The sequence below is a fragment of the Rhodanobacter sp. FW106-PBR-R2A-2-24 genome (assembly GCF_058789615.1).
In genome coordinates this window covers 3397688-3421599 of the sequence record NZ_JBYTBV010000002.1, presented here as the reverse complement: position 1 = coordinate 3421599, position 23912 = coordinate 3397688, and the positions used below count along the sequence as shown (strand labels likewise).

Below are 23912 nucleotides of genomic sequence, written 5' to 3'. Positions count from 1 at the left end.
CACCGGAAAAGCGAAGCCCCGGGCAAACCGGGGCTTTGAATGACAAACGACATATCTTCGCGTGCCGGCTTACCCGCTCCCCCAACCCCTCTCCCGCAAGCGGGCGAGGGGAACGATGCTCAAGCCCCTCTTCCGCTTGCGGGAGAGGGGCTGGGGAGCGGGCCGAGCGACCTCAACCCACCGGCACCTGTGCCAGCTGTGCCAGGCGACGCACCGCGACCGAGGCGATCGGGTAGTCGGCGTTCTGGGTGAGGATGTCGGCCAGCATGCGGCGGGTGTGCTGCAAGGTGGCGTCGTCGCTCCCCAGCCAGGCCTTGACCGGCGAGACCGCGCGGTCGTTGCCAGCGAGCTTCAGCACGCGCTGGGCCAACGCGCGGTGTTGGTGGTTCAGCTCGTCCAGCAGCGAGCCACGCGCCTGCGCATGCCAATGGCCTTCCACCGGCAGCGCCTCGATCTGGTCGCGCAGCCATTCCAGGTCGAGCGACTCGCCCAGTTCGTAGAACACGCGCGCCACCTGCTCCACCGGATGGCCGGTCTGCTGCGCCACGTCGACGATGTCCAGTGCCGCGCGCAGCTCCGGCAGGCGGGCCAGCCGCAGCGCCAGTTCGGCGGGCAGACCGAGGCCTTCCCACTTTTCCTGGTTGCTGGCGAAATTGCCCCGGCCGGTGGGGGTGAGTACCGCCGGCAAGGTCTGGCGCAGGGCGCTGACGCCGGCCTGGAAGTGCTCGACGTTGGCGGCGATTTCCAGCGTGCCGCCCACGCGGTTGAGCAGCCAGCGCGTCATGTGGCGCAAGAGCGACCACACCTGCATCACCGCACCGATCTGGGCGTCCTCGGCCACCTTGCTGTCCAGCGCCTCGATCTGCGCCCACAGCTCGCGGGCATCGAGGATTTCGCGCGCGGCGGTGTAGGCCTTGGCGATCGCCGCCGGGCCTTTGCCGGTGTCCTCCTGCATGCGCATCATGAAGGTGGCGCCCATGCGGTTGATGGTGGAGTTGGTCACCACCGTGGAGATGATCTCGCGCTTCAGGCGATGGCGCTGCATGTGCTCGGCGTATTTCTCGTGCAACGGCACGGGGAAATAGCGCACCAGCTCCTTGGAGAGGTACGGGTCTTCCGGTACGTCGGAGTCCAGCAGCTGCTGGAACAGGCGGATCTTGTCGTAGGAGAGCAACACCGACAGCTCGGGGCGGGTCAGGCCCTGGCCACGCGCCTTGCGTTCGGCCAGCTCGGCGTCGGAGGGCAGGTTCTCCACCTGGCGATCGAGCTGGCCTTCGCCTTCCAGCGTGCGGATGAAGTGCGCCATCGAACCGATGCGCTTCACCGACTGGTGCTCCATCAGGGTGATGGCCTGGTTCTGGCGGTAGTTGTCCCACAGCACCAGGCGGCCCACCTCGTCGGTCATCGCGGCGAGCTGGGTGTTGCGCGCGGCATCGGTGAGTTCGCCGCGGCGCACGGCGTCGTTCAGCAGGATCTTGATGTTCACCTCGTGGTCGGAGGTGTCCACGCCGGCGGAGTTGTCGATGAAGTCGGTGTTCAGCAGCACACCCTTGTGCGCGGCCTCGATGCGGCCCTTCTGGGTCATGCCGAGGTTGCCGCCTTCGCCGATGATCTTGCAACGTAGCTCGTTGCCGTCCACGCGCAGCGCGTTGTTGGCGCGGTCGCGGGCGTCAGCGTGGGTTTCGCTGCTGGCCTTGACGTAGGTGCCGATGCCGCCGTTGAACAGCAGATCCACCGGCGCCTTCAGGATGGCGTTGAGCAGGTCGGTGGGCGCGAGATGTTCAACGTCGGCCTTCAGCCCCAGCGCGGCGCGCACCTGCGGCGACACCGGGATGGACTTGAGGCTGCGCGGATACACACCGCCGCCAGCGGAGATCAGCGACTTGTCGTAGTCGTCCCAGGAGGAACGCGGCAGCTTGAACAGGCGCTCGCGCTCGACGAAGGACTTTTCCGCATCCGGATTCGGGTCGAGGAACACGTGGCGGTGATCGAACGCGGCCAGCAGGCGCGTGTGGCGCGACAGCAGCATGCCGTTGCCGAACACGTCGCCGGACATGTCGCCGATGCCCACGCAGCTGAAGTTCTCGTTCTGGCAGTCGTGGCCCAGCGCGCGGAAATGCCGCTTCACCGACTCCCACGCGCCCTTGGCGGTGATGCCCATGCCCTTGTGGTCGTAGCCGTTGGAGCCGCCGGAGGCGAACGCATCGCCCAGCCAGTAGCCGTGCTCGATGGAAATGGCATTGGCGATATCGGAGAAGGTGGCCGTGCCCTTGTCGGCGGCCACCACCAGGTAGGGATCGTCGGCATCGTGGCGCACGCAGTCGTGCGGATTCACCATCTTGCCGTCGACCAGGTTGTCGGTGATGTCGAGCAGGCCGTTGATGAACAACTTGTAGCAAGCGATGCCCTCGGCCAGCACGGCGTCGCGGTCGCCGCCCACCGGCGACTTCTTGACGAAGAAGCCGCCCTTGGAGCCCACCGGCACGATCACCGTGTTCTTCACCATCTGCGCCTTCACCAGGCCCAGCACCTCGGTGCGGAAATCCTCGCGGCGATCGGACCAGCGCAGGCCGCCGCGCGCCACCGGGCCGAAGCGCAGGTGCACGCCTTCCACCCGCGGGCAGCACACCCAGATTTCGCGGTAGGGCACCGGCTTGGGCAGGGTCGGCACGGCGTGCGAGTCGAGCTTGTAGCTGATGTAGTCGCGGTGCGTGCCGTTCCACAGCTGGAAGAAGCTGGTGCGCAAGGTGGCACGGATGACCGCCACGTAGCTGCGCAGGATGCGATCCTCGTCGAGGCTGGCGACGTTCTCCAGCAGCACCCCGATGGCGCCCTCGATGACCTTGATCTGCGCCTCGCGCGGCTGCGCCAGCATCTCCACCAGCGAGCCCACCAGCGCCGGGTTGGCGGCCTGCACGTTGGCCGGGATCAGCGTGGACATCTCGTCCTGCAGCAGCGCACCCGCGGCGGCGCGCTCGTCCGCCGCCAGCGTTTCGCGGCGCGGATCGAACTTGGCCAGGAACAACTCCACCAGCAGGCCGGCGATGGCCGGATAGCGGTTCAGCGTCTCCTCCATGTAGGCCTGCGAGTAGGTGGTGCCGGCCTGCAGCATGTATTTGCAGTAGCCACGCAGCACGGCCACCTGACGCCAGCCGAGCTTGGCGCCAAGCACCAGTCGGTTGAAGCCGTCGTTCTCGGCGCGGCCGCGCCAGACCTCCTCGAAGGCATGCTCGAACTGCGCGCCCACCTGCTCCACCGAGAAAGCCAGCTTGCCGGTCGGCTGCACCTCGAAATCCTGGATCGACAGCGGGGTGTCGCCGGCGATGGTGTAGACGTGTTCGGTGAGCACGCGCAGGCCGAGGTTTTCCAGCTGCGGCAGCACCTCGGAGAGCGCGATGTCGCCGCCGGAGCGGTAGACCTTGAAGCGCAACGTCTCGGGCGCCTTGGCCGGGTGGTAGAAGGACATGCGCAGCGCGTTGTTGCCCTCCAGCAGCGACAGCTGATGGATGTCGCCGGCGGCCACCGCCGGGCTCACGTCATCGACGTAGCCGGCCGGCAAGGTGCGCGCGTAGCGGTTGGCCAGCACCACGCCGGCCTGTTCGCCATGCGCGTGCACCAGCGCATCGCGCACCTCGTCGTGCCAGTTGCGCACGATGCCGGCCAGGCCTTGCTCCAGCGCGGCGAGATCGAACTCGGGCACGTCGCCGATCTGCGGACGCAGCACCACGTGCAGGCGCGCCAGCGAGCTTTCGCCCATCTGCACCGAGGAGTCGATCTGCTCGGCGTGCAGCGCCTCGCCCAGCATCGCCTCGATGCGTTCGCGCACCGCCGTGTTGAAGCGGTCGCGCGGCACGAATACCAGCGCGGTGAAGAAACGACCATAGCGGTCGCGGCGCATGAACAGGCGGGTATGCGCGCGCTGGCGCAGCTCCAACACACCCATCGCGGTGGCGAACAGCTCATCCTCGGCGCTCTGCAGCAGCTCTTCGCGCGGCAGCGTTTCCAGGATGTGGCGCAGGGTCTTGCCGGAGTACGAGTCGCGCTTCAGCCCGGAGCGGTTCAACACCGCCTCGACCTTGTGGCGCACCAGCGGCACGTCCTGCGGGCGGGCCATGTAGGCGCTGGAGGTGAACAGGCCAAGGAAGCGTTGCTCGGCCACCGCGCGGCCGTTGGCGCCGAACTTGAGCACGCCGATGTAATCCATGTAGCCGGCGCGGTGCACGCGCGAGCGCGCATTGGTCTTGGTGAGGATGATGGCGTCGGTGGAGCCGGACTGGGGCAAGGTGCTGGCCGCCAGCGTCTTCAACGAGCGCGGCGCCAGCGTGGCGTCGCTCTTGCGCAGGATGCCCAGACCGGAGCCGTCCACCGCGCGCAGCACGCGATCACCGTCGGTCTCGGCCACCTCGTATTCGCGGTAGCCCAAGAAAGTGAAGTTGTCGGCCGCCAGCCAGCGCAGGAAATCCACCGCCTCGCGGGCCGAATCGGCGTCCAGCGCCGGCTGGCGCTGCGGCAGCTCGTTGGCGATGGTCAGTGCCTTGTCGCGCATCGTGGCCCAGTCGGACACCGACAGACGCACGTCCTCCAGCGCCGCCTCGACCTGCGCCACCAGCGCGGCCTGCTCGGCGGCGTCGGCGACGCGGTCGATCTCGAAATGCGTCACCGACTCGGGCAAGGCACCCTGCCCGCCCAGGCCAAGCAGCTTGCCGGAAGCGTCGCGACGTACGCCCAGCACCGGGTGGATCACCGCGTGTATCTGCAGGCGCGCGGCAATCACCATGCTCACCGTGTCGACCAGGAAGGGCATGTCGTCAGTGACGATCTGCAGGCTGCTGCGACCGGCGTGGCCGCCCTCGGGGTTCAGCACGCGCACGGCGGCACGCCCCGGCGCACGTTGCTGCATGAAATCGAGAAAGCCGCCGACCAAGGCGGCCCACTGCGCGGGTGTGTGCAGCGTGCCCTCGGCCTGCGTGGCGCGCGCGAAGAACGCGCCGATGAAGGTTTGCGCCTCGTCGAGACGCGGTGCGGAGAGGCCGGCTTGCTTCAGAACCTCATACACCGCGGTCGAAAGCGGGGCATCTTGGGCTGCACGAATGGCATTCATGGCAATTACTGTTCCGTGGTAACGAATGGGTTAACGCAAAGCCCGCGAAGGATACGCCAGAAGGCATGCACCAACATTGTGCGATGCAGCTTTCGCGCACGTTCAGCCATCCCACCGCGTGGTGTGTCAAGGCGGCGTCCATGACACCTGCCGCAACCGCCGGACACCTGTCCGATGCGTCCACAAAAAGCCTGTTTGCGCAAGGCTTCAATAAATTATGTACCGCGCGGTATAGTAGAAATTCAACGGCACCCCACGGCCACCCACCGCCCCAACTTTCGACACGCGACACGCACCCGCCGCCGCCCGCATGCTGTGCCATTGGCCTGTCGCGCGTGGCAGCACGCTGCGATGCCACGTTACGTCCTGCTCGCCCGGAGTCCCCATGTCATCGCCCCTGCTGCGCGTCCCCACCCTCTGCCTCGGCCTCCTGGCGCTGGCCGCCTGCGGTCGCCAGCCGCAAGGCGCCTCCCAACTGCCGCCGCCGCAAGTAGGCGTGGTGGCCGTCAAGCCGCAGAACGAGGCGCTGACCAGGGATCTGGTGGGCCGCCTCGCCGCCTACCGCAGCGCCGACGCGCGCGCGCGCGTGGCCGGCGTGCTGCTCAAGCGCAGCTACGTCGAAGGCAGTGACGTAAAGAAAGGCCAGCTGCTGTTCGAGATCGACCCGGCCACCTACCAGGCCGCGCTCAACGCCAGCCTCGCCAATCTTTCCGCCGCCAGGGCCAACGCCGCAAACGCGCACACGGCGGCCGAGCGCGACCGCAAGCTGGTGGGCAAGGGCTACGTCTCGCGTGCGCAGCTGGATACCGACGAAGCCACCGAGCGCAGCACGGCGGCCAGCGTGCAGCAGGCCCAGGCCAGCGTGGCCACCGCGCGCATCAACCTCGGCTACACCAAGGTGACCGCGCCCATCGCCGGCCGTGCCGGACAGCAGCGGGTGACCGAGGGCGCCATCGTGGGCAACGGCACCAGCGACGGCGGCGCGAACGCGACGCTGCTCACCACCATCGACCAGATCGACCCGCTGTACGTGAACTTCAGCCTGAGCGTGGCCGAGCTGGAGCAGCTGCGCCAGGCGCAGGGCCAGGGCAAGCTCACCCTGGCACAGCCCGGCCAGGCCAGCGTGCAGGTCGGCCTGCCTGACGGCAGCATCTATCCGCAGCCTGGCACGCTGGACTTCACCTCGGCCACGGTCGACCCGACCACCGGCGCGGTGAACCTGCGCGCGCAGATCCCCAATCCGCAGCACCGCCTGCTGCCCGGCATGTACGTGACGATCAAGGCCAGGCTGGGCGAGCAACACCAGGTGTTCTTGATTCCGCAGGCCGCCGTGCTGCGCGACACCGTGGGCGCCTACGTGTTCGTGGTGGGCAAGGACGGCATGGTGAAGCGCCATGACGTCACCACCGCCAACATGAGCGGGGGCGACTGGATCGTCACCGATGGCATCAAGGCCGGCGACCAGGTGATCGTGTCGGGCGTGCAGGACGTGCGCGACGGCGCTCCCGCCAAGGCCTCGCCGTGGCAGCCCAAACCCGCCGGCGCCGCAGCAGCGGCTGGCAAGTAAGGGAGTCCGACCATGCCGAGTTTCTTCATCGACCGCCCGATCTTCGCCTGGGTGGTGGCCATCCTGATCTCGCTGGGCGGCGTGCTGGCCATCCTCAATCTGGGCGTGGAGTCCTACCCCAACATCGCCCCGCCGCAGGTCACGGTCAGCGCCAGCTATCCCGGCGCCAGCGCGCAGACCACCGAAAGCGCGGTCACCCAGGTGATCGAACAGCAGCTCACCGGCATCGACCACCTGCTGTACTTCGACTCGTCATCCAGTGCCAGCGGGCGCGCCAGCATCACGCTGACCTTCGCCAACGGCACCGACCCCGACATCGCCCAGGTACAGGTGCAGAACAAGGTGGCGCTGGCCACGCCGCGGCTGCCCACCGAAGTGGTGCAACAGGGCGTGGTGGTGGCCAAGGCCAACGCCGGCTTCCTGATGGTGGCGGCGCTCAAATCCGACAATCCGGCCATCGACCGCGACCGCCTGAACGACATCGTGGGCTCGCGCGTGCTCGACCAGATCGCGCGCATCCCCGGCGTGGGCAGCACCCAGCAGTTCGGCTCCGAATACGCCATGCGCATCTGGCTGAACCCGGACAAGCTGCAGGGTTACGGCCTGTCGGCCTCGCAGGTATTCGCCGCGATCCAGGCGCAGAACGTGCAGTTCGCCGCCGGCTCGCTGGGCGCCGACCCCGCCCTGCCCGGTCAGGGCCTCACCGCCACCGTGTCGGCGGAAGGCCGCTTCACCTCGCCGGAGCAGTTCGCCGGCATCATCCTGCGCGCCAACGCCGACGGCTCCACGGTGACCCTGGGCGACGTGGCGAAGATCAGCTTTGGCCCCAGCGGCTACGGCTTCAACACCACCTGGGACGGCAAGCCCATCGGCGCCTTCGCCATCCAGCTGCTGCCCGGCGCCAACGCGCTGGACGTGGCCACCGCCGTGCGCGCCAAGATGGACGAGCTCGCCCCCGGCTTCCCGCCCGGCGTCAGCTGGTTCAGCCCCTACGACAGCACCGCCTTCGTGCAGATCTCCATCGACGAGGTGGTGCACACGCTGATCGAGGCCGTCGTGCTGGTGTTCCTGGTGATGCTGCTGTTCCTGCAGAACATCCGCGCCACCATCATCCCCACTCTGGTGATCCCGGTGGCGCTGCTGGGCACCTTCCTCGGCATGCTGGTGCTCGGCTTCACCATCAACCAGCTGACCCTGTTCGGCATGGTGCTGGCCATCGGCATCGTGGTGGACGACGCGATCGTGGTGATCGAGAACGTCGAACGCATCATGACCGAGGAGAACCTCTCGCCCAAGGACGCCACGCGCAAGGCGATGGGCCAGATCACCGGCGCGGTGGTGGCGATCACCGTGGTGCTGGCGGCGGTGTTCGTGCCCTCCGCGCTGCAGCCGGGCGCCTCGGGCATCATCTACAAGCAGTTCGCGCTGACCATCGCGCTGTCGATGGGCTTCTCGGCCTTCCTCGCGCTCTCCTTCACCCCCGCGCTGTGCGCCAGCTTCCTGCAGCCCGAGCACCACAAGAAGAAGAACCTCGTCTTCCGCGCGTTCAACCGCTTCTTCGACTGGACCACGCACACCTACGTGGGCCACGTCGGCCACGCGGTGAAGCACGCGCCACGCTGGATGGCGGTGTTCGCGCTGGTGACGGTGCTGGCCGGCTTCCTCTACACCCGCCTGCCCGGCAGCTTCCTGCCCGAGGAAGACCAGGGCTACGCGATGAGCGTCATCCAGCTGCCCCCCGGCGCCACCAAGCAGCGCACCGACGCGGTGATGGCGCAGATGCGCGTGATCCTCGGCCAGGATCCGGCCGTGGAGGGCGTGCTGCAGGTGACCGGCTTCAGCTTCATCGGCAACGGCGAGAACGCCGGCATGGCCTTCATCAAGCTGAAGGATTGGGCCCAGCGCAAGGGCACCGCGATGGACTTCATCCAGCGCGCCAACATGAAACTGCACGCCATCAACGATGCGCGCATCTTCGTGGTGAACGTGCCCACCATCCAGGGCCTGGGCCAGTTCGGCGGCTTCGACATGTACCTGCAGGATCGCGCCGGCCTCGGCCGCGACGCGCTCACCCAGGCGCGCAACATCCTGCTCGGCAAGGCCAGCCAGAACAGCGTGCTCACCGGCGTGCGGCCCAACGCGCTGGAGGACTCCCCGCAGCTCGACCTCACGGTGGATCGCGTGCAGGCACAGTCGATGGGCCTGTCGGTCAGCGACGTCTACAACGCCATCAGCCTGATGCTGGCGCCGGTCTATGTGGACGACTTCACCTACGGCGGCCGCGTCAAGCGCGTCGTCATGCAGGCCGACGCGCCCTACCGCATGGGGCCGCAGGCGCTGCAGCATTTCTTCACGCCCAGCAGCGTGCAGAAGAACGCCGACGGCACGCCGGCGATGGTGCCGCTGGCCAACGTGGTGCACGCCACATGGGGCATGGGTTCACCCGCATTGACCCGCTACAACGGCTACTCCGCCGTGGAAATCGTCGGCTCGCCCGCGCCCGGCCACGCCTCCGGCGAAGCCATGAACCAGATGCAGAAAATCGTGGCCAACGACCTGCCCAAGGGCTTCGGCTACGACTGGACCGGGCAGTCCTACCAGGAGATCCTCTCCGGCAACGCTGCCACGCTGCTGATGGTGCTTTCCATCCTCATCGTGTTCCTGGCGCTGGCCGCGCTCTACGAGAGCTGGTCGATCCCGGTGTCGGTGCTGCTGGTGGTGCCGCTGGGCCTGCTGGGCGTGGTGGTGTTCACCATGCTGCGCGGCCTGCCCGACGACATCTATTTCAAGATCGGCCTGGTCACGGTGATCGGCCTGGCGGCGAAGAACGCCATCCTCATCGTGGAGTTCGCGGTGGCCGAACAGCAAGCCGGACGCACGCTGCGCCAGGCCACCATCGATGCCGCCCGCCTGCGCCTGCGCCCCATCCTGATGACCTCGCTGGCCTTCATCCTCGGCGTGTTCCCGCTGTTCGTCTCCACCGGCGCCGGCGCCAATGCCCGCCACGCCATCGGCACCGGCGTGATCGGCGGCATGCTGTTCGCCACCGTCCTCGGCGTGCTGCTCATCCCGGTGTTCTACATCGTGGTGCGGCGCCTGCTGGGTGACAAGCTGGACGGCGACACGCATCCCGGCATCCCCACGCCGCACACCTTCGACTCCGATCCACGCCGCGGGCATTGAGCTACGCGGCGGCCGTACCCGCATCGCAAAACGCCCCGGCAAGCCGGGGCGTTTTGCGAATCACGGGGCTCGAATCCCTGCCCAGAGCCTGTGAAAAATTCCACGTCCTGTGGAATTTTTCATCGCGATGTCCGGCACATGTCCGGACGCCGCTCCGCGGATCAATCACTTGCGTGATCGACCCGCGACCGGCCCTCCATGGCCGGGCTTCGTGGCTGAAAAAATCACGGCCTCTCAGATCAACTTGATCTCGCGCAGCCGCTGCTGCAGGTATTCGTGTGCGGTGATCGGCGCGTCGTAGCGCCGCGGGTTGTCCGGCGTCACGCACTGCGGCAGCGGGTCGAGCACCACGTCGGGGTTCGGATGCAGGAAGAACGGCACCGAGTAGCGCGGCTTGCGCGCATTCCCGTTACGCGGATTCACCACGCGATGGGTGGTGGACGGATACACGTGATTGCTCAGCCGCTGCAGCATGTCGCCGATGTTCACCACGATGGCGTCGCCCTCAGTGGTGATGGGCAACCACTCGCCCTCGCGGGTGAGCACTTCCAGGCCTTCGGCGCTCGCGCCCACCAGGAGGGTGATGAAATTGATGTCCTCGTGCGCGCCGGCGCGCACGTTGGGCACGTGCTCGTCGGTGATCGGCGGGTAATGGATAGGGCGCAGGATGGCGTTGCCCTGCTCGGTCTTGTCCGCGAAGTAGTCTTCAGGCAAGTGGATGTGCAGCGCCAGTGCGCGCAGCACGCGGCTGCCGAGCTGATCCAGCGCCTCGTACAGGCCGTAGGCGTAGCGCTGGAACTCCGGCACCTCGGTGGGCCACAGGTTCGGCGGCATCAGCGGCGCGAACTTCGAGTCGCGTGCGATCTCGCGGCCCACGTGCCAGAACTCCTTGAGGTCGGGATAGCGGCTGTCCTTGGCGGTCTCCACCTTGAACGGGGTATAGCCGCGCGCGCCACCGCCACCGGGCACGTGGTATCGCTGCTTGGTTTCGGCCGGCAACGCGAAAAATTGCCGGAAGGCCTCGTACGCACCGTCGATCAGCGCACGGTCGATGCCGTGGCCGCTGATGCAGCAGAAGCCGTATTCGCGGTAGGCCGCGCCCAGTTCGGCGACGAAGGCGTCGCGCCCGGTGTCGTAGCGGCGGATATCGAGGGTGGGAACGTGTTTCATGGTCGTGTCCGGGTCAGGCCTGCGGTCGATGGGTGATACGCCACCGCAGGGGCGTTTCACGTCGGGCCATTCCCTGGCGACCGGTTCCCGGAGCTGGCGCAAGCGCCAACTGGTTCACGAACGTTCTGCGGCGGATTTTACGACGTCGGCCAGCGCTTGCGCCAATGCCTGCACCTCGGCGGCATCGGCGCCTTCCACGGTGACCCGCACCAGCGGCTCAGTGCCGGAGGCACGCAACACCACGCGGCCACGCCCGCGCAAGGTTTCCTCGGTGGCCGCCAACGCCTCACGCACGGCCAGGCTGGTGAGCGAGGCGCGGGCGCCTTCGGCGCGCACGTTGATCATGACCTGCGGCAGCTTCCTGAGCCCTTGCCGCGCCACGGCGAAATCCTCGCCGTCCAGCGCCTCCAGCACGGCGAGCGCGGAGACGATGCCATCGCCAGTGGTGGCGCGATCCAGGCACAGGATGTGGCCCGAGGTTTCGCCGCCCAACACGCCGCCGTGTTCCTTGAGCTTCTGCAGCACGTAGCGATCGCCCACCTTGGCGCGCACCAGTTCGACGCCCAGCGCACCCAGCGCCAGTTGCAGGCCGTAATTGCTCATCACGGTGCCCACCACCGGCCCCTTGAGCACGCCGCGCGCCTGCCAGGCGCGCGCGATCACGTAGAGCAGGTCGTCGCCATCGGCCAGCACGCCGTGGCGATCCACCAGTTGCACGCGGTCGCCGTCGCCGTCGAAGGCGATGCCCAGATCGGCGCCCCGCTCCAGCACCGCGCGCTGCAGCGCCTGCGGATGGGTGGAGCCGCACTCGCGGTTGATGTTGAAACCATCGGGCTGGCCGCCGATCACGTCGACCTCGGCGCCCAGCTCGGCAAACACCTTGGGGGCCACCTGGTAGGTGGCGCCGTTGGCGCAGTCGAGCACGAGCCTGAGCCCTTTCAGGTTGAAGTCCTCGGCCACCGTACCCTTGCAGAATTCCACGTAGCGGGTGGCCGCGTCATCGATGCGGCGCGCCTTGCCCAATTGTTCGGAGGGCACGGTGACGAAGGCGGCGTCGATCTCGGCCTCGATGGCGGCCTCGGTGGCGTCGCTGAGCTTTTCGCCGCGCGCGGAGAAGAACTTGATGCCGTTGTCGTGGTGCGGGTTGTGCGAGGCGCTGATGACGATGCCGGTATCGGCGCGCAGGCTGCGCGTGAGCATCGCCACCGCCGGCGTGGGCATCGGCCCGAGCAGGCGCACGTCGGCGCCGGCGGCCACCAGGCCAGCCTCCAGCGCGGCTTCGAACATGTAGCCGGAGACACGGGTGTCCTTGCCGATCACCACCAGCGGCCTCGCCTTGCCTTGCGTCGCCGCGAGGCCCGCGCCCACGGCGCGCCCCAGGCGCAGCATGAACTCCGCATTGATCGGCCAGGTGCCGACGACGCCGCGAATGCCATCCGTGCCGAAATATTTGCGCTGGGTCATGGGCGCAGCTCCCTGGGAAAAGGTGGATCCGTGCGCGCCGCCGGTGGTGGCGCGCGGTTCAATCGTCGTCAGGCCAGCGCGGCGCGGCGGGTGCCGGCTCGCGACGCGGCGCGACATCACCGGCATGCACGCCCTGCCACACGGCGAGCGCATCCACCGTGGCGGCCACGTCGTGCACACGCACCAGGCGGGCGCCACGCTGCGCGGCGATGAGGGCGGCGGCGACGGAGCCCGCCACGCGTTCGGCCGGCGTCTTGCGGCCGGTGAGCGCGCCGATCATGGATTTGCGCGACAGCCCCACGTACACGCCGCCGCCCAGATCGGCGAAGCGTTCCAGCGCGCGCAGCAGGGCGAGGTTGTGTTCGAGATCCTTGCCGAAGCCGAAGCCGGGATCGACCAGCACCTTGCGGCGATCGATGCCGGCCAGCTCGCAGGCGAACAGGCGATCGGCGAGGAAGCGATGCACCTCGCCCACCACGTCGTCGTAATGCGGCTGGTTCTGCATGCCGCGCGGTTCGCCCTGCATGTGCATCAGGCACAGCGGCACGCCGAGCGCCGCCACGGTATCCAGCGCGCCCTCACGGCGCAGCGCATAGATGTCGTTGACCATGCCGGCGCCGGCCGCCACCGCGGCGCGCATCACTTCGGGCTTGGAGGTGTCCACGGAGAGCGGCAAGGCCGTGCGCGCGGCGAGCTGTTCGAGCACCGGAATCACCCGGCGCAACTCCTCTTCCAGCGGCACCTCGGCCGCGCCCGGACGGGTGGACTCGCCGCCCACGTCCAGCATGTCGGCGCCTTCCCCGGCCAGCTGCAGGCCATGCGCCACGGCGGCTTCGGTCGTGGCGTGCGTGCCGCCGTCGGAGAAGGAGTCGGGGGTGACGTTGACGATGCCCACCACGCGCGGGTGATCCAGCACCAGCCTGCGGCCGGCACAGTCGAGCACGGGCGCGAACAGGGCGTCGAGTGCGTTCATGCCGTTGGCAGCCCGCTCAATTCGCCCATGAAACGGCGGTAGTAACGCAGTTCGTTGATGGAGTCGTGGATGTCCGACAGCGCGGTGTGCGCCGCCTCCTTGCCGAAGCCCTTGCCGATGCCCGGCGCCCAGCGGCGAACCAGCTCCTTCAGCGTGGAGACGTCGAGGTTGCGGTAGTGGAAGAAACGCTCCAGGTGCGACATCTGCCGATGCAGGAAACGGCGATCCTGACAGATGGAATTGCCGCACATCGGCGACCGGCCGGCGACCACCCACTGCCGAAGGAAATCCAGCGTGGCGGCCTCGGCCTCGGCGTGATCGGTGGTGGATTCCAGTACGCGCTGCCACAGGCCCGATTTGCCGTGCTGGTTGCGGTTCCAGGTATCCATGGCGTCGAGCTGGTCCAGCGCATGGCGAATCGCGAACACCGGCCCTTCGGCCAGCACGTTCAACTCCTTGTCGGTGACGATGGTGGCGATCTCCAGAACCGAATCGCGGTCCGTGTCGAGGCCGGTCATTTCCAGGTCGATCCAGATAAGGTTGTCTTCGTTCGCTTGGCTCATGGGGTCTCCTTTTCGGCACGAGTTTAGCAGCCTGTCCGTGCGATCATCGGCGGATGCAGACCTTCTTCTGGCACGACTACGAAACCAGCGGCGCCGACACCCGCCGCGACCGCCCGCTGCAGTTCGCCGGCATCCGCACCACGCCGGAGCTGGAGATCGTGGGCGAGCCGGTGATGTTCTTCGGCCAGCCCGCACGCGACGCCCTACCCCACCCCGAGGCCTGCCTCATCACCGGCATCACGCCGCAACAAGCCGCGCGCGATGGCGTGATCGAGGCCGAATTCGCCGCCCGCGTGCACGAGCAGCTCGCCGCGCCGGGCACCTGCGGCGTGGGCTACAACTCGCTGCGCTTCGACGACGAGATGACGCGGCAGCTGCTCTACCGCAATTTCTACGACCCGTATGCGCGCGAATGGGAGAACAACAACTCGCGCTGGGATCTGATCGACCTCGCGCGCCTGTGCGAGGCGCTGCGCCCGGAGGGCATCGCGTGGCCAAGCCGCGAGGACGGTTCACCCAGCTTCAGGCTGGAGCAACTGGCCACGGCCAACCATCTGCAGCAGGAGCGTGCGCACGATGCGCTCTCCGACGTGTACGCGCTGATCGGCCTGGCCCGGCTGATCCGCGCACGTCAGCCGAAGCTGTGGGACTGGTTCTACCAGCTGCGCCGCAAGCAGCGCGTGCTCGAACTCGTCGACGTGGCGACGATGACGCCGCTGGTGCACGTGTCCTCGCGCTACCCGGCCAGCCGGCACTGCCTCGCGCTGATCGCCCCCATCGCGATGCATCCCGCGCGCCCCGGCGAGATCATCGTCTGCGACCTCGCCGACGACCCGCGCGCGTGGCTGGAGCTGGACGAGGACGAGATCGCCGACCGCATCTTCACCGCGCGCGCCGACCTGCCCGAGGGCGTCGAGCGCGTGCCGCTGCGCACCGTGCGCGCCAACCGCAGTCCGGCGCTGGCGCCGCTCTCCACGTTGAAGGGCGTCGACCTCGCGCGATTGCAGCTCGATCCCGGGCGTTGTCTCGCGCATCGCGACATGCTCGCCGCCGCCGATGGGTTGGCGGCGAAAGTCGCGCGCGTCTTCGCCAGCGCCGCCGAGTTGCCGCCACCGGAGGACGTGGAACTGGCGCTCTACAGCGGCTTCCTACCCGACGCCGACAAGCGCCTGCTGCGCGAGGTGCGCGCCACGCCGCCCGCCGAGCTGGGCTCGCGCCGCTTCCCCTTCCGCGACCCGCGCTACGCCGAACTCCTGTTCCGCTACCGCGCGCGCAACTGGCCCGAGACGCTAGACGCCGCGGAAAGCGCGCGCTGGGAAGCCTTCCGCCGCGACCGTCTGACCAAGGTCACGGCGCTGACCACGCTTACCCTGGACGATTACTTCGCCACCCTTGCCGCGCTGCGCGCCGACCCGGCCCGCGCCAGCCAACTCGCCCTGCTCGACCAGTTGCAGGCCTGGGGCGACGAGCTCGCCGCCGACCTTTCCCCCTGATACCCATGTCGAAAGCCTATTTCACCCCCGCCGCCTTCCGCTTCTGGAACGCCCTCGCCCGCCACAACAACCGCGACTGGTTCAGCGCCCACAAGGACGACTACGAACGCCACGTGCGCGAGCCCTACCTCGCCTTCATCGCCGACATGCAGGCGCCGCTGGCATCGATCAGCCCGCATTTTCGCGCCGACCCGCGCAAGCAGGGCGGTTCGCTCTACCGCTACTTCCGCGATACGCGCTACAGCGCCAACAAGATGCCGTACAAGACCTGGCAAGGCGCGCGTTTCTACCACGAGCGCCGGCACGAAATCGTCGCCCCCGGCTTCTTCATCAACCTCGAACCCGGGCATTGCTGGGCCGGCGGCGGCCTGTGGAACCCCGAGCCAGACGTGCTGCGGCACCTGCGCGACTTCCTCGCCGACAACCCGGAGGCGTGGAAACGCGCCACCCGCGGCAAGGCCTTCGTCCAGCACCTCGAACTGCGCGGCGAAACGCTCAAGCGCCCGCCGCGCGGCTACGACGCGAACCACGAGCTGATCGAGGACCTGAAACGCAAGGACTTCGTCGCCGGCAGCGCGTTCGACGAAGCCCTGGCCTGCTCCGCCGAACTGCTGCCGCGCGTGGTGGACACCTTCCGACGCGCGGCGCCGCTGGTGGACTACCTCTGCGCCGCGCAGGAACTGGAGTTCTGAACCGGCGGCGCGACCGCCGCCAGCCGCCACAGCGCCACCGCCGCCCCCGCCAACGCGGCCAGCGCCACGTAATGCGCCGGCGCCAGCGCGCCATGGTGCCGTACCAGGGCAGCGATCAGGGGCGGCGTGAGACCGCCGAACGCGGCATAGGCCACGTTGTAGGAAAACGATAGTCCGGAGAAGCGCACCGCCGGCGGAAACACGCCCACCATCAGCGCGGGCACCACGCCCACCACGCCCACGGCCAGGCCGGCGAGGCTGTAGAGCAGCAGGAAATGCGCCGCCCCGGCGCGCAGATCCAGGTACAGCACATAGCCGGAAACCGCCAGCAGCACGGCGCCGAGCAGCAAGGCACGCGCCGCGCCGATGCGGTCGGCCAGCCAGCCATAGCCCAGGCAACCCAGCGCCAGCGTCAGCGACGCCAGGCTGTTGCCGAGGAAGGCGCGCTCCGGCGCGATGTGGAACATCCCCTGCACCAGGCTGGGCGTCATCAGGATCAGCACCAGCACCGCCGCGGTGAGCATCCAGGTGGCCAGCATGGATTGCACGATGCCGCCGCGATGCCGCGCGAACACCTGCCGCAGCGGCAAGCCGCTGGCCAGCTCGCGGCGCGAACGCATGGCCTCGAACACCGGCGTCTCGCTGAGCCAGCGGCGCAGCCACACCGCGCAGAAACCGAACACGCCGCCGAGCAGGAACGGCAGGCGCCAGCCCCAGGCCAGGAGCTGCGCCGCATCGAGCTGCCGGTGGATCGCCGCCGCCACCAGCGAGCCGAGCAGGATGCCCACGGTGAGCCCGGCGGTCAGGCTGCCGCAGGCAAAGCCCACGCGCCGCGCCGGCACATGCTCGGCCACGAACACCCAGGCGCCCGGCACCTCGCCGCCCACTGCGATGCCCTGCACGATGCGCAGCAGCAACAGCAGCAAGGGCGCCAGCAGGCCGATCTGCGCATGGGTGGGCAGCAGGCCGATGCCCAGCGTGGGCAGCGCCATCAGGAACACGCTGAGCGTGAACATGCGCTTGCGCCCCAACAGGTCGCCAAAATGCGCCATCACGATGCCGCCCAGCGGCCGCGCCAGATACCCCGCGGCGAAGATGCCGTAGACCTTCAGCTGGGCCAGCCACGGCGCGGTGTCATGGGGAAAGAACAGCTGTCCCAGCGGGATCGCGAAGAACACGAACACCACGAAGTCGTAGAACTCCAGCGCGCCACCCAGCGCCGCCAGCACGAGGGTGCGCGCGTCATGGCGGCCCATGCTTCTGGACAGAACAAATTGGTCAGCATCATGCATGCGGCGTCCCCTGGCATCGGCAAGCGCCCACGATAACCCGAACCCGACGTTGGCTTGATGGCTTGTGCACACGCCGTCCTTTTGCTACACAACGGCGGGGGGAACACCACCGATATCCGCCAGCCATGGCGCCGGAGGCCAGCATGCCGCGACCCGCCGCACCACCTGCCGTGCACCGACTGCGGCACCTTGCCACCGCGCTGTGTGCGCTTTTGCTGCTGTCTGCCTGCGAGGTTCATGCCATGGGAAAGATGTGCCTGTTTTCCGCCGTGCACGGCGTGGTGCTCGACCACGACAAACCGGTCGCCGGCGCCACCATCGAGCGCAGCTACAACTGGGCCTGGAAGAACCAGAACGGCGGCGACCAGACCACCACCGATGCCACCGGCACCTTTGCGTTGCCGGCGATCTGGGGCAGCTCGTTCTTTGGCTCGCTGCTGCCGCATGAGCCCGTCGTCGAGCAGACCATCCTGATCCACCATGCCGGCAAGACGTACGACGGCTGGATGATGTTCAAGCACAACTACGACGAAAACGGCGAGTTGAAAGGCCGCCCGATCTCCTTGGTATGCCGGCTCGAAGCTGCCCCGACGCGCCACGACGAGTTCTACGGCATCTGCGAAGCGCAGTGATCGGCACCACCACCCGACGAGTGATATCCGCATGAGCACACTAACACCCGCCCAAGCCGCGCAGATCGCCAAAAGCGTATACAACCTGCGCATGTACAGCATCGAGCAACTTGCCCGACGCGGCGAGACGATGGGTTGTGATGGAATGTTCCAGACCGGCGCCGATTCCCGCCTGACCGGCCGCTCCGGTGGCCTCATCGCCGTCAAGCAGCTGAGTGGCTTCGGTTATATCGCCCGTGGCACCGGCGCCTACGCGGGCGACATCCTGATCGCCACGCGCGGCACCGACACCATGTACGACTGGCTCAGCAACTTCAATGTCGCCGTGCAGAAGGGGCCGGGCGGCACGCCGGTGCACGCGGGTTTCCACGAGGTGTGGAAGTCCTTCGCCGCCGAGATCGCCAGTTTTGTCCGCGGCCAGAACATCGCCACCGTGCACTGCGTGGGCCACAGTCTGGGCGGCGCGCTGGCCACGCTGAACGCCGATCACTTTTCCAGCCTGGGCACGGCGGTGAAGCTGTACACCTTCGGCTCGCCGCGCGTCGGCGACCTGTTCTTCTCGCGCAGCCTGAGCCAACGCGTGGGCGCGGAAAACATCTACCGCGTGCACCACCACGCCGACCCGGTACCCAAGATCCCGCTGTTCCCGTTTTTCCACGTGCCATGGGCGAACGAGGGCTACCGGGTGGCCGGCGGGCCGGGCGGGCTAATCAGCAAGGCGGCCCACTCGATGGAGAAGACCTATATCCCCGGCATGGGCGCGCACAGCTGGGCCGATCTCGCGCTGGCCGGCGGCGTCGGCGCGGGCGAGGTCGCCCCCGCCACCTGGCTGGAGCAGATCGGCTCCAACGGCAACGGCATCCTGATCGGCAGCGCCTGGGCGCTGCAGATGATCGGCAAGGCGCTGGGCTGGCTGCTGGCCAAGGTCGGCCAGCTGGCGGCGGGCACGCTGGGACTGGCGCTTACCGCCGGCATGACCGTGCTCGACCGCCTGGCCTGGATGCTGGCGCGGGGCGCCACCCTGTCGCTGGAGGTTTCCAGCTACGTGGGCAACCTGATCGGCGCCATCTTCCGTTTTCTTGGCCGTGGCCTGATGCGCGGTGTCGCGCTGACGCTGGACTTCATCCGCTGGGTGCTTGGCCTGCTGTTCGACGCCCTCGCCGCCGTCGCCAGACGCGCCTTCGCCCTGCTGGGTTAGGAGCTTGGGCGGTAGAAACCAAGCCGGCGAGGCAACGTCCGTTTTGAACCGGCCTGCCGTGACGGTTTGCAGACCCATGGCTCAGCCGGCGCACCCGGCCAGCACCGCACCGGCCACGAAGAACGAACCGAAAGCAAGAATGCGCTCGCCCGGTTGCGCCGCCGCGCGGGCCGCCGCCAGCGCGGTGGCGACGTCGGCGTGCTCGGCGTGCCTCGCCTGCGGCAAGCTCTCGCGCAGTACGCCCGCCAGCGCCGTCACGCTCATGCCACGCGTGCTGGCGCCATCCAGCCCGGCCAGGTGCCAGTACTCGATGCGCGGCCCCAGCGCCGCGATCACCCCTGCCACGTCCTTGTCGCCCAGGGCGCCATACACCGCATGCGTGGGCATGGCCGGCTGCGCGTCCAGCCATGCGGCCAGCGCGCGCGCCGCCTGCGGGTTGTGGCCCACGTCCACGTACAAGGCAGGGTCGCCGCCCAGCGCCTGCAGGCGCGCCGCCACGCGCACCTGCCGCAAGCCACGGCAGATGGCCGCATGGTTTTCGCGCGGCGCCAGCGGGCCGGTGTCCGGCCACAAGGCATGCCAGGCGGCGATCGCCGCCGCCGCGTTGGCGTATTGCACCGGTGCCGGCAGCGCCGGCGCGGGCAATGCCATCGCGGTGCCGTCGCGGTGGCGCCAGCACCAGCCATCGGCATGACGTTCCACGTCGAAATCCACGCCGGCGCGCTCGATGTGCGCGCCGATGCCGGCCAGGGCATCAAGCAAGCCACGCGGCGGCGCCGCCTCGCCCACGATCACCGGCCGACCCGCGCGGGCGATGCCCGCCTTCTCGCGGCCGATGCTGTCGCGGTCGGGCCCCAGCCATTCCATGTGGTCGAGGTCGACGGTGGTGACCACCGCGACATCGGCGTCGACGATATTCACCGCGTCCAGCCGCCCGCCCAGCCCCACTTCCAGCACCGCCACGTCCAGACCGGCGCGGGCAAACAGATCCAGCGCGGCCAGCGTGCCGAACTCGAAATAGGTGAGCAGCGTGGCGCCGCGCGCCGCCTCGATGCGCTCGAAGCTGGCGATGAGCGAGGCATCGTCCACCTCCACGCCATCGATGCGGATGCGCTCGTTGTAGGCCAGGAGGTGCGGCGAGGTGTACGCGCCCACGCGCAAACCGGCACCCCGCAGCATCGCCTCCAGCAGGGCCACGGTGGAGCCCTTGCCATTGGTGCCGCCCACGGCGACGACCCGCCGCGCGGGCGCCGCCGCGCCCATCTGCCGCCACACGCGGCGCACCCGTTCCAGCCCCAGCTCGATGCTGTGCGGGTTGACTTGCTCCTGGTACGCCAGCCATTCGGCGAGAGTGCGTGACATGCGGCTTGCGGCCTTGCGATTGCGGGGGCGCAAGCTTACGCCAGCACACGGGCAGCCGGTGAGCCAGGCTGGCCCCGTTCCCCTCCCCCGTAGCCACGGCGTCCGGCGCGCGCGGGCAAACCACGCGAAGCCGTGCTGGCCATCACCAGATCAGGTCGTCCGGCACCGCGAACTGCTTGTAGTACTCATCGTCCGCTGCATCGCCGCTGCTGCCCGCTGCCGCTGGCTGGCCGTGGTCGAGCACGATCAAGCCCGCATCGCGCTCGCGCAGCTTGTCGGCAGCGGCGCGCGGCAGCAGTTCGTAGCCCTCGCCATGACGCACGATCACCAGCGCGCCGCTGGCCAGTTGCACGCGCAGCGCGGCGTTGACCAGCACGCTCCTGATCGCGCCGCCGTCGACGAAGCGGTAGGCGATCTCGCCTTCGCGCTGCTGCCGGTGCGTCTCGACGATCTGACGCGCCTGCGCACGCGCCTCGTCGACGCGCAGCTTGGCGTTGCGCTCGGCGGCCAACGCGCGATCGCGCTCGGCCTTCTCGGCCCGCAGGCGTTCCACCTCGCGCTGTTCGGCGCTGGGCGCGGCCGGCTGCTTGCCCTTGTGCTTCGCGGCCTGCTCGCGCACGGCCTGCGCGGCCTTGGCCTTGTTGACCAGGCCGGCCTTGAGCAGTTGTTCCTGCAGGGGATTGCGCATGGTGCACGGAGCTCGCTGGATGATGCCGTGATTGTAGCCGGTGCCGCCCGCCGCACTTCGCGCGCAAGCCGCGGCGACCAGCCATGGACGCCGCATCGTCCTATGCTTGCCGGGTCGCCACCGCAGGCCAACGTCATGTTGAACAAGAGCTACCCCTACTACCTCGCCAACCGCCCGCAGACGTCGAAGAACCTGCTCGACGTGCGCGACAAGTACAGCGGCAAGCTCGCCACGCGCGTCGCCATGCCGGACGCGAAGGCCACCGAGAAGGCGATCGCCGCCGCGGTGAAGGCAGCCAGGCCGATGCGCGAGTACAAGCCGTGGGCGCGGCAGGCGGTGCTGCAGCATTGCGCGGCGCGCTTCGCCGAACGCCGCGACGAGCTGGCCGAGGCGCTGTGCATCGAGGCGGGCAAGCCGATCAAGGACGCCGCCGGCGAGGTGACGCGGCTGATCGAGACCTTCCGCATCGCCGCCGAGGAGGCCGTGCGCATCAACGGCGAGACGCTCAACCTGGAACTGGCCAGCCGTCTGGACGGCTACCACGGCTACACGAAGCGCGTGCCGATCGGCCCCGTGTCCTTCATCACGCCGTTCAACTTCCCGCTGAACCTGGTGGCGCACAAGGTGGCGCCGGCGATCGCCGCCGGCTGTCCGTTCGTGCTGAAGCCATCGGAGAAGACGCCGATCGGCGCGCTGATCATCGGCGAGGTGCTGGCAGAAACCGACCTGCCGCGCGGCGCATTCTCCATCCTGCCGCTGGATGGAGCGCACGCCGCGCCGTTGGTGGAGGACCCCCGCTTCAAGCTGCTCTCCTTCACCGGCGGCCAGATCGGCTGGGACCTGAAGGCACGCGCCGGGCACAAGAAGGTGACGCTGGAACTGGGCGGCAACGCCGCGTGCATCGTCGACGCCGACCAGGGCCCGAAGCTGGACAAGGTGGTCGCGCGGCTGATCTTCGGCGCGTTCTACCAGTCCGGCCAGAGCTGCATCGGCGTGCAGCGCATCTACGTCCATGCCGACATCTACGACGCGCTGAAGCGCAAGCTGGTTGCCGCCACGAAGAAGCTGAAGGCCGGCGATCCGAAAGACAAGAGCGTGTTCCTCGGCCCGATGATCGACGAGGCCGCCGCCGAGCGCCTGCACGGCTGGATCCTCGAGGCGAAGAAGGCCGGCGGAAAAATCCTCTGCGGCGGCAAACGCAACGGCAACATGCTCGACGCCACCCTGATGGAAAACGTGCCGGCCGACGCGAAGGCCAACCGCATGGAGGCGTTCGGCCCGTTCGCCCTGCTCGCTCCGTTCAACACGTTCGACGACGCCATCGCGCTGGTCAACGACTCCGACTACGGCCTGCAGGCCGGCATCTTCACCGACAGCCTCGACCATGCCATGCGCGCGTGGAACGAGCTGGAACAGGGCGGCGTGATCGTCAACGACATTCCCAGCTTCCGCGTGGACAACATGCCGTACGGCGGCGTGAAACTGTCCGGTCTGGGCCGCGAGGGCGTGCGCTACGCGATCGAGGACATGAGCGAAGTCCGCCTAATGGTGATGCGCGAGTCGTGATTTGCTGGAGTTCGCTCGCGAGCAATGTCTTTTGCAACGTGATGGAATGCCATCGTCCGCCAGCGGGCTCCTACAACGACCCGGGTCGGGTCGCCCGCACGTTCCAGCCCATCGCGTTGTACACGTGGTAGCGCACGATGCCGGCGTACTCGTGCAGGGCCAGGTCGGCCATGGCGAAGTTGTACGACAGCGGCAGCCAGGACAGCATGCCGTCGACGTGGTCGGCTGGCACCGGCACGGCACGGATGCCGAAGTGCGTGAAGTACAGCATGGCGCGGCGCAGGTGGAAGCCGGACGACACCAGCAGCACACGGTCGGCGCCGTAGGCTTTCAGCAGCGGGCCGCTGAACTGCGCGTTCTGCCAGGTGTTCATGCTGCGCGATTCCAGCAGCAGGTCGGCGGTATCCACGCCAAGCCGCTGCAGCTCGCCGGCGTAGACGGCTGCCTCCGACCGACCCAGTCCGCGCGCATCGCCGCCGCTCACCTCGACCTTGCACTCGCGCCCGGCCTGCCGGCATGCGCGGTACAGCTGCGCCGCCTTGCCGATGCGGCCGTAGGCGAACAGGCTGGGCTCGACCTCGCCACTGCCGGCCACGCGCACCGTGCCGGCGCCCAGCAGCACGATCGCGTTGCGCTGGCCCCAGTCGATCGCTGCGGTCGTCGCGTGGCCCGCTTGCAGCCGCGCCAGCAGCCAGCGCGGCACTGGCCCGCAACCGACCGCCAGCAACAAGACCAGCGCCAAGCCCAGCAGCGCGCGGTTGCAGCGGCGCCATCCCGACAGCGCCAGCACGCCGGCAAGCACGAGCAGGATCAGCAGCACGGTTACGGTCATGGGCGGGGGCGGCGAAGAGGGCGGGACATGGGCGCCATTATGCCGATGCGCCGCGCGAACCGGGGGCGTACCCATTTTGGGCAGTCGGTCAAAAGTTCACATCGCCAGTCCTACTTTTGTCATCTTGTTGTGGGAT

The 23912-nt window shown here is 68.5% G+C and carries 16 protein-coding genes; 7 read left to right on the top strand and 9 right to left on the bottom strand.

Annotated features, from left to right (window positions below):
* Nucleotides 1-172: 172 nt before the first annotated feature.
* Nucleotides 173-5101: an NAD-glutamate dehydrogenase gene (locus AC3WQA_RS16615; RefSeq protein ID WP_492676139.1), complete on the bottom strand. Its 4929-nt coding sequence runs from the start codon at nt 5099-5101 to the stop codon at nt 173-175.
* A 385-nt stretch (nt 5102-5486) separates the two neighbouring features.
* Here AC3WQA_RS16615 and AC3WQA_RS16610 point away from each other — a divergent pair, with 385 nt between their 5' ends.
* Nucleotides 5487-6668 carry an efflux RND transporter periplasmic adaptor subunit gene (locus tag AC3WQA_RS16610; protein WP_492676138.1) on the top strand — a complete coding sequence of 394 codons (1182 nt, stop codon included), beginning with the start codon at nt 5487-5489 and terminating at the stop codon, nt 6666-6668.
* A 12-nt stretch (nt 6669-6680) separates the two neighbouring features.
* On the top strand, nt 6681-9851 hold the full coding sequence (locus tag AC3WQA_RS16605; protein ID WP_492676137.1) for a multidrug efflux RND transporter permease subunit: 3171 nt from the start codon (nt 6681-6683) through the stop codon (nt 9849-9851).
* Nucleotides 9852-10085: 234 nt separating this feature from the next.
* Here the strand turns inward: AC3WQA_RS16605 and AC3WQA_RS16600 are convergent, their stop codons facing one another.
* The 4 genes from AC3WQA_RS16600 to orn all read right to left on the bottom strand — a co-directional run bounded on the left by AC3WQA_RS16600 (nt 10086) and on the right by orn (nt 14021).
* Entirely contained in the window at nt 10086-11021 is a 936-nt protein-coding gene (locus tag AC3WQA_RS16600; RefSeq protein WP_492676136.1) for an isopenicillin N synthase family dioxygenase, read from the bottom strand.
* A 114-nt stretch (nt 11022-11135) separates the two neighbouring features.
* Nucleotides 11136-12485 (bottom strand): phosphoglucosamine mutase, encoded by a 1350-nt coding sequence (gene glmM / locus AC3WQA_RS16595; RefSeq protein ID WP_492676135.1) that lies wholly within the window; start codon nt 12483-12485, stop codon nt 11136-11138.
* A 58-nt stretch (nt 12486-12543) separates the two neighbouring features.
* Nucleotides 12544-13458, bottom strand: a complete 915-nt coding sequence (gene folP, locus AC3WQA_RS16590; protein WP_492676134.1) for a dihydropteroate synthase — start codon at nt 13456-13458, stop codon at nt 12544-12546.
* Entirely contained in the window at nt 13455-14021 is a 567-nt protein-coding gene (gene orn / locus AC3WQA_RS16585; protein WP_492676133.1) for an oligoribonuclease, read from the bottom strand. Before orn ends, folP begins: the two co-directional genes overlap by 4 nt.
* A gap of 53 nt (nt 14022-14074) precedes the next feature.
* Here orn and sbcB point away from each other — a divergent pair, with 53 nt between their 5' ends.
* Complete coding sequence (gene sbcB, locus AC3WQA_RS16580; RefSeq protein ID WP_492676132.1) at nt 14075-15514, top strand: exodeoxyribonuclease I; 1440 nt, start codon at nt 14075-14077, stop codon at nt 15512-15514.
* A 5-nt stretch (nt 15515-15519) separates the two neighbouring features.
* Nucleotides 15520-16206 (top strand): DUF2461 domain-containing protein, encoded by a 687-nt coding sequence (locus tag AC3WQA_RS16575; protein ID WP_492676131.1) that lies wholly within the window; start codon nt 15520-15522, stop codon nt 16204-16206.
* Here AC3WQA_RS16575 and AC3WQA_RS16570 read toward each other — a convergent pair.
* On the bottom strand, nt 16173-17498 hold the full coding sequence (locus AC3WQA_RS16570; protein ID WP_492676130.1) for an MFS transporter: 1326 nt from the start codon (nt 17496-17498) through the stop codon (nt 16173-16175). The two genes, AC3WQA_RS16575 and AC3WQA_RS16570, sit on opposite strands and share 34 nt — an antisense overlap.
* 242 nt (nt 17499-17740) lie before the next feature.
* Here AC3WQA_RS16570 and AC3WQA_RS16565 point away from each other — a divergent pair, with 242 nt between their 5' ends.
* On the top strand, nt 17741-18130 hold the full coding sequence (locus AC3WQA_RS16565; protein WP_492676129.1) for a DUF6795 domain-containing protein: 390 nt from the start codon (nt 17741-17743) through the stop codon (nt 18128-18130).
* A gap of 31 nt (nt 18131-18161) precedes the next feature.
* Nucleotides 18162-19328: a lipase family protein gene (locus tag AC3WQA_RS16560; RefSeq protein ID WP_492676128.1), complete on the top strand. Its 1167-nt coding sequence runs from the start codon at nt 18162-18164 to the stop codon at nt 19326-19328.
* Nucleotides 19329-19409: 81 nt separating this feature from the next.
* Here AC3WQA_RS16560 and folC read toward each other — a convergent pair whose 3' ends face one another.
* On the bottom strand, nt 19410-20690 hold the full coding sequence (gene folC / locus AC3WQA_RS16555; RefSeq protein WP_492676127.1) for a bifunctional tetrahydrofolate synthase/dihydrofolate synthase: 1281 nt from the start codon (nt 20688-20690) through the stop codon (nt 19410-19412).
* 142 nt (nt 20691-20832) lie between these two features.
* Nucleotides 20833-21378: a DUF2058 domain-containing protein gene (locus AC3WQA_RS16550; protein WP_492676126.1), complete on the bottom strand. Its 546-nt coding sequence runs from the start codon at nt 21376-21378 to the stop codon at nt 20833-20835.
* 135 nt (nt 21379-21513) lie between these two features.
* On the opposite strand from AC3WQA_RS16550, the gene AC3WQA_RS16545 reads away from it, so the two are divergent.
* Nucleotides 21514-22944: an aldehyde dehydrogenase family protein gene (locus AC3WQA_RS16545; protein ID WP_492676125.1), complete on the top strand. Its 1431-nt coding sequence runs from the start codon at nt 21514-21516 to the stop codon at nt 22942-22944.
* A 70-nt stretch (nt 22945-23014) separates the two neighbouring features.
* Here the strand turns inward: AC3WQA_RS16545 and AC3WQA_RS16540 are convergent, their stop codons facing one another.
* Nucleotides 23015-23776 (bottom strand): YdcF family protein, encoded by a 762-nt coding sequence (locus tag AC3WQA_RS16540; RefSeq protein WP_492676124.1) that lies wholly within the window; start codon nt 23774-23776, stop codon nt 23015-23017.
* Nucleotides 23777-23912 lie beyond the last annotated feature (136 nt).

Bases quoted from the DNA above. Each gene is read 5' to 3' on its own strand.
- AC3WQA_RS16570 (WP_492676130.1), bottom strand. From the start codon at position 17,498: ATGCATGATGCTGACCAATTTGTTCTGTCCAGAAGCATGGGCCGCCAT.
- sbcB (WP_492676132.1), top strand. From the start codon at position 14,075: ATGCAGACCTTCTTCTGGCACGACTACGAAACCAGCGGCGCCGACACC.
- orn (WP_492676133.1), bottom strand. From the start codon at position 14,021: ATGAGCCAAGCGAACGAAGACAACCTTATCTGGATCGACCTGGAAATG.
- AC3WQA_RS16610 (WP_492676138.1), top strand. From the start codon at position 5,487: ATGTCATCGCCCCTGCTGCGCGTCCCCACCCTCTGCCTCGGCCTCCTG.
- AC3WQA_RS16615 (WP_492676139.1), bottom strand. From the start codon at position 5,101: ATGAATGCCATTCGTGCAGCCCAAGATGCCCCGCTTTCGACCGCGGTG.
- AC3WQA_RS16545 (WP_492676125.1), top strand. From the start codon at position 21,514: ATGTTGAACAAGAGCTACCCCTACTACCTCGCCAACCGCCCGCAGACG.
- folC (WP_492676127.1), bottom strand. From the start codon at position 20,690: ATGTCACGCACTCTCGCCGAATGGCTGGCGTACCAGGAGCAAGTCAAC.
- AC3WQA_RS16565 (WP_492676129.1), top strand. From the start codon at position 17,741: ATGGGAAAGATGTGCCTGTTTTCCGCCGTGCACGGCGTGGTGCTCGAC.
- folP (WP_492676134.1), bottom strand. From the start codon at position 13,458: ATGAACGCACTCGACGCCCTGTTCGCGCCCGTGCTCGACTGTGCCGGC.
- AC3WQA_RS16560 (WP_492676128.1), top strand. From the start codon at position 18,162: ATGAGCACACTAACACCCGCCCAAGCCGCGCAGATCGCCAAAAGCGTA.
- AC3WQA_RS16605 (WP_492676137.1), top strand. From the start codon at position 6,681: ATGCCGAGTTTCTTCATCGACCGCCCGATCTTCGCCTGGGTGGTGGCC.
- AC3WQA_RS16550 (WP_492676126.1), bottom strand. From the start codon at position 21,378: ATGCGCAATCCCCTGCAGGAACAACTGCTCAAGGCCGGCCTGGTCAAC.
- AC3WQA_RS16600 (WP_492676136.1), bottom strand. From the start codon at position 11,021: ATGAAACACGTTCCCACCCTCGATATCCGCCGCTACGACACCGGGCGC.
- AC3WQA_RS16575 (WP_492676131.1), top strand. From the start codon at position 15,520: ATGTCGAAAGCCTATTTCACCCCCGCCGCCTTCCGCTTCTGGAACGCC.
- glmM (WP_492676135.1), bottom strand. From the start codon at position 12,485: ATGACCCAGCGCAAATATTTCGGCACGGATGGCATTCGCGGCGTCGTC.
- AC3WQA_RS16540 (WP_492676124.1), bottom strand. From the start codon at position 23,776: ATGACCGTAACCGTGCTGCTGATCCTGCTCGTGCTTGCCGGCGTGCTG.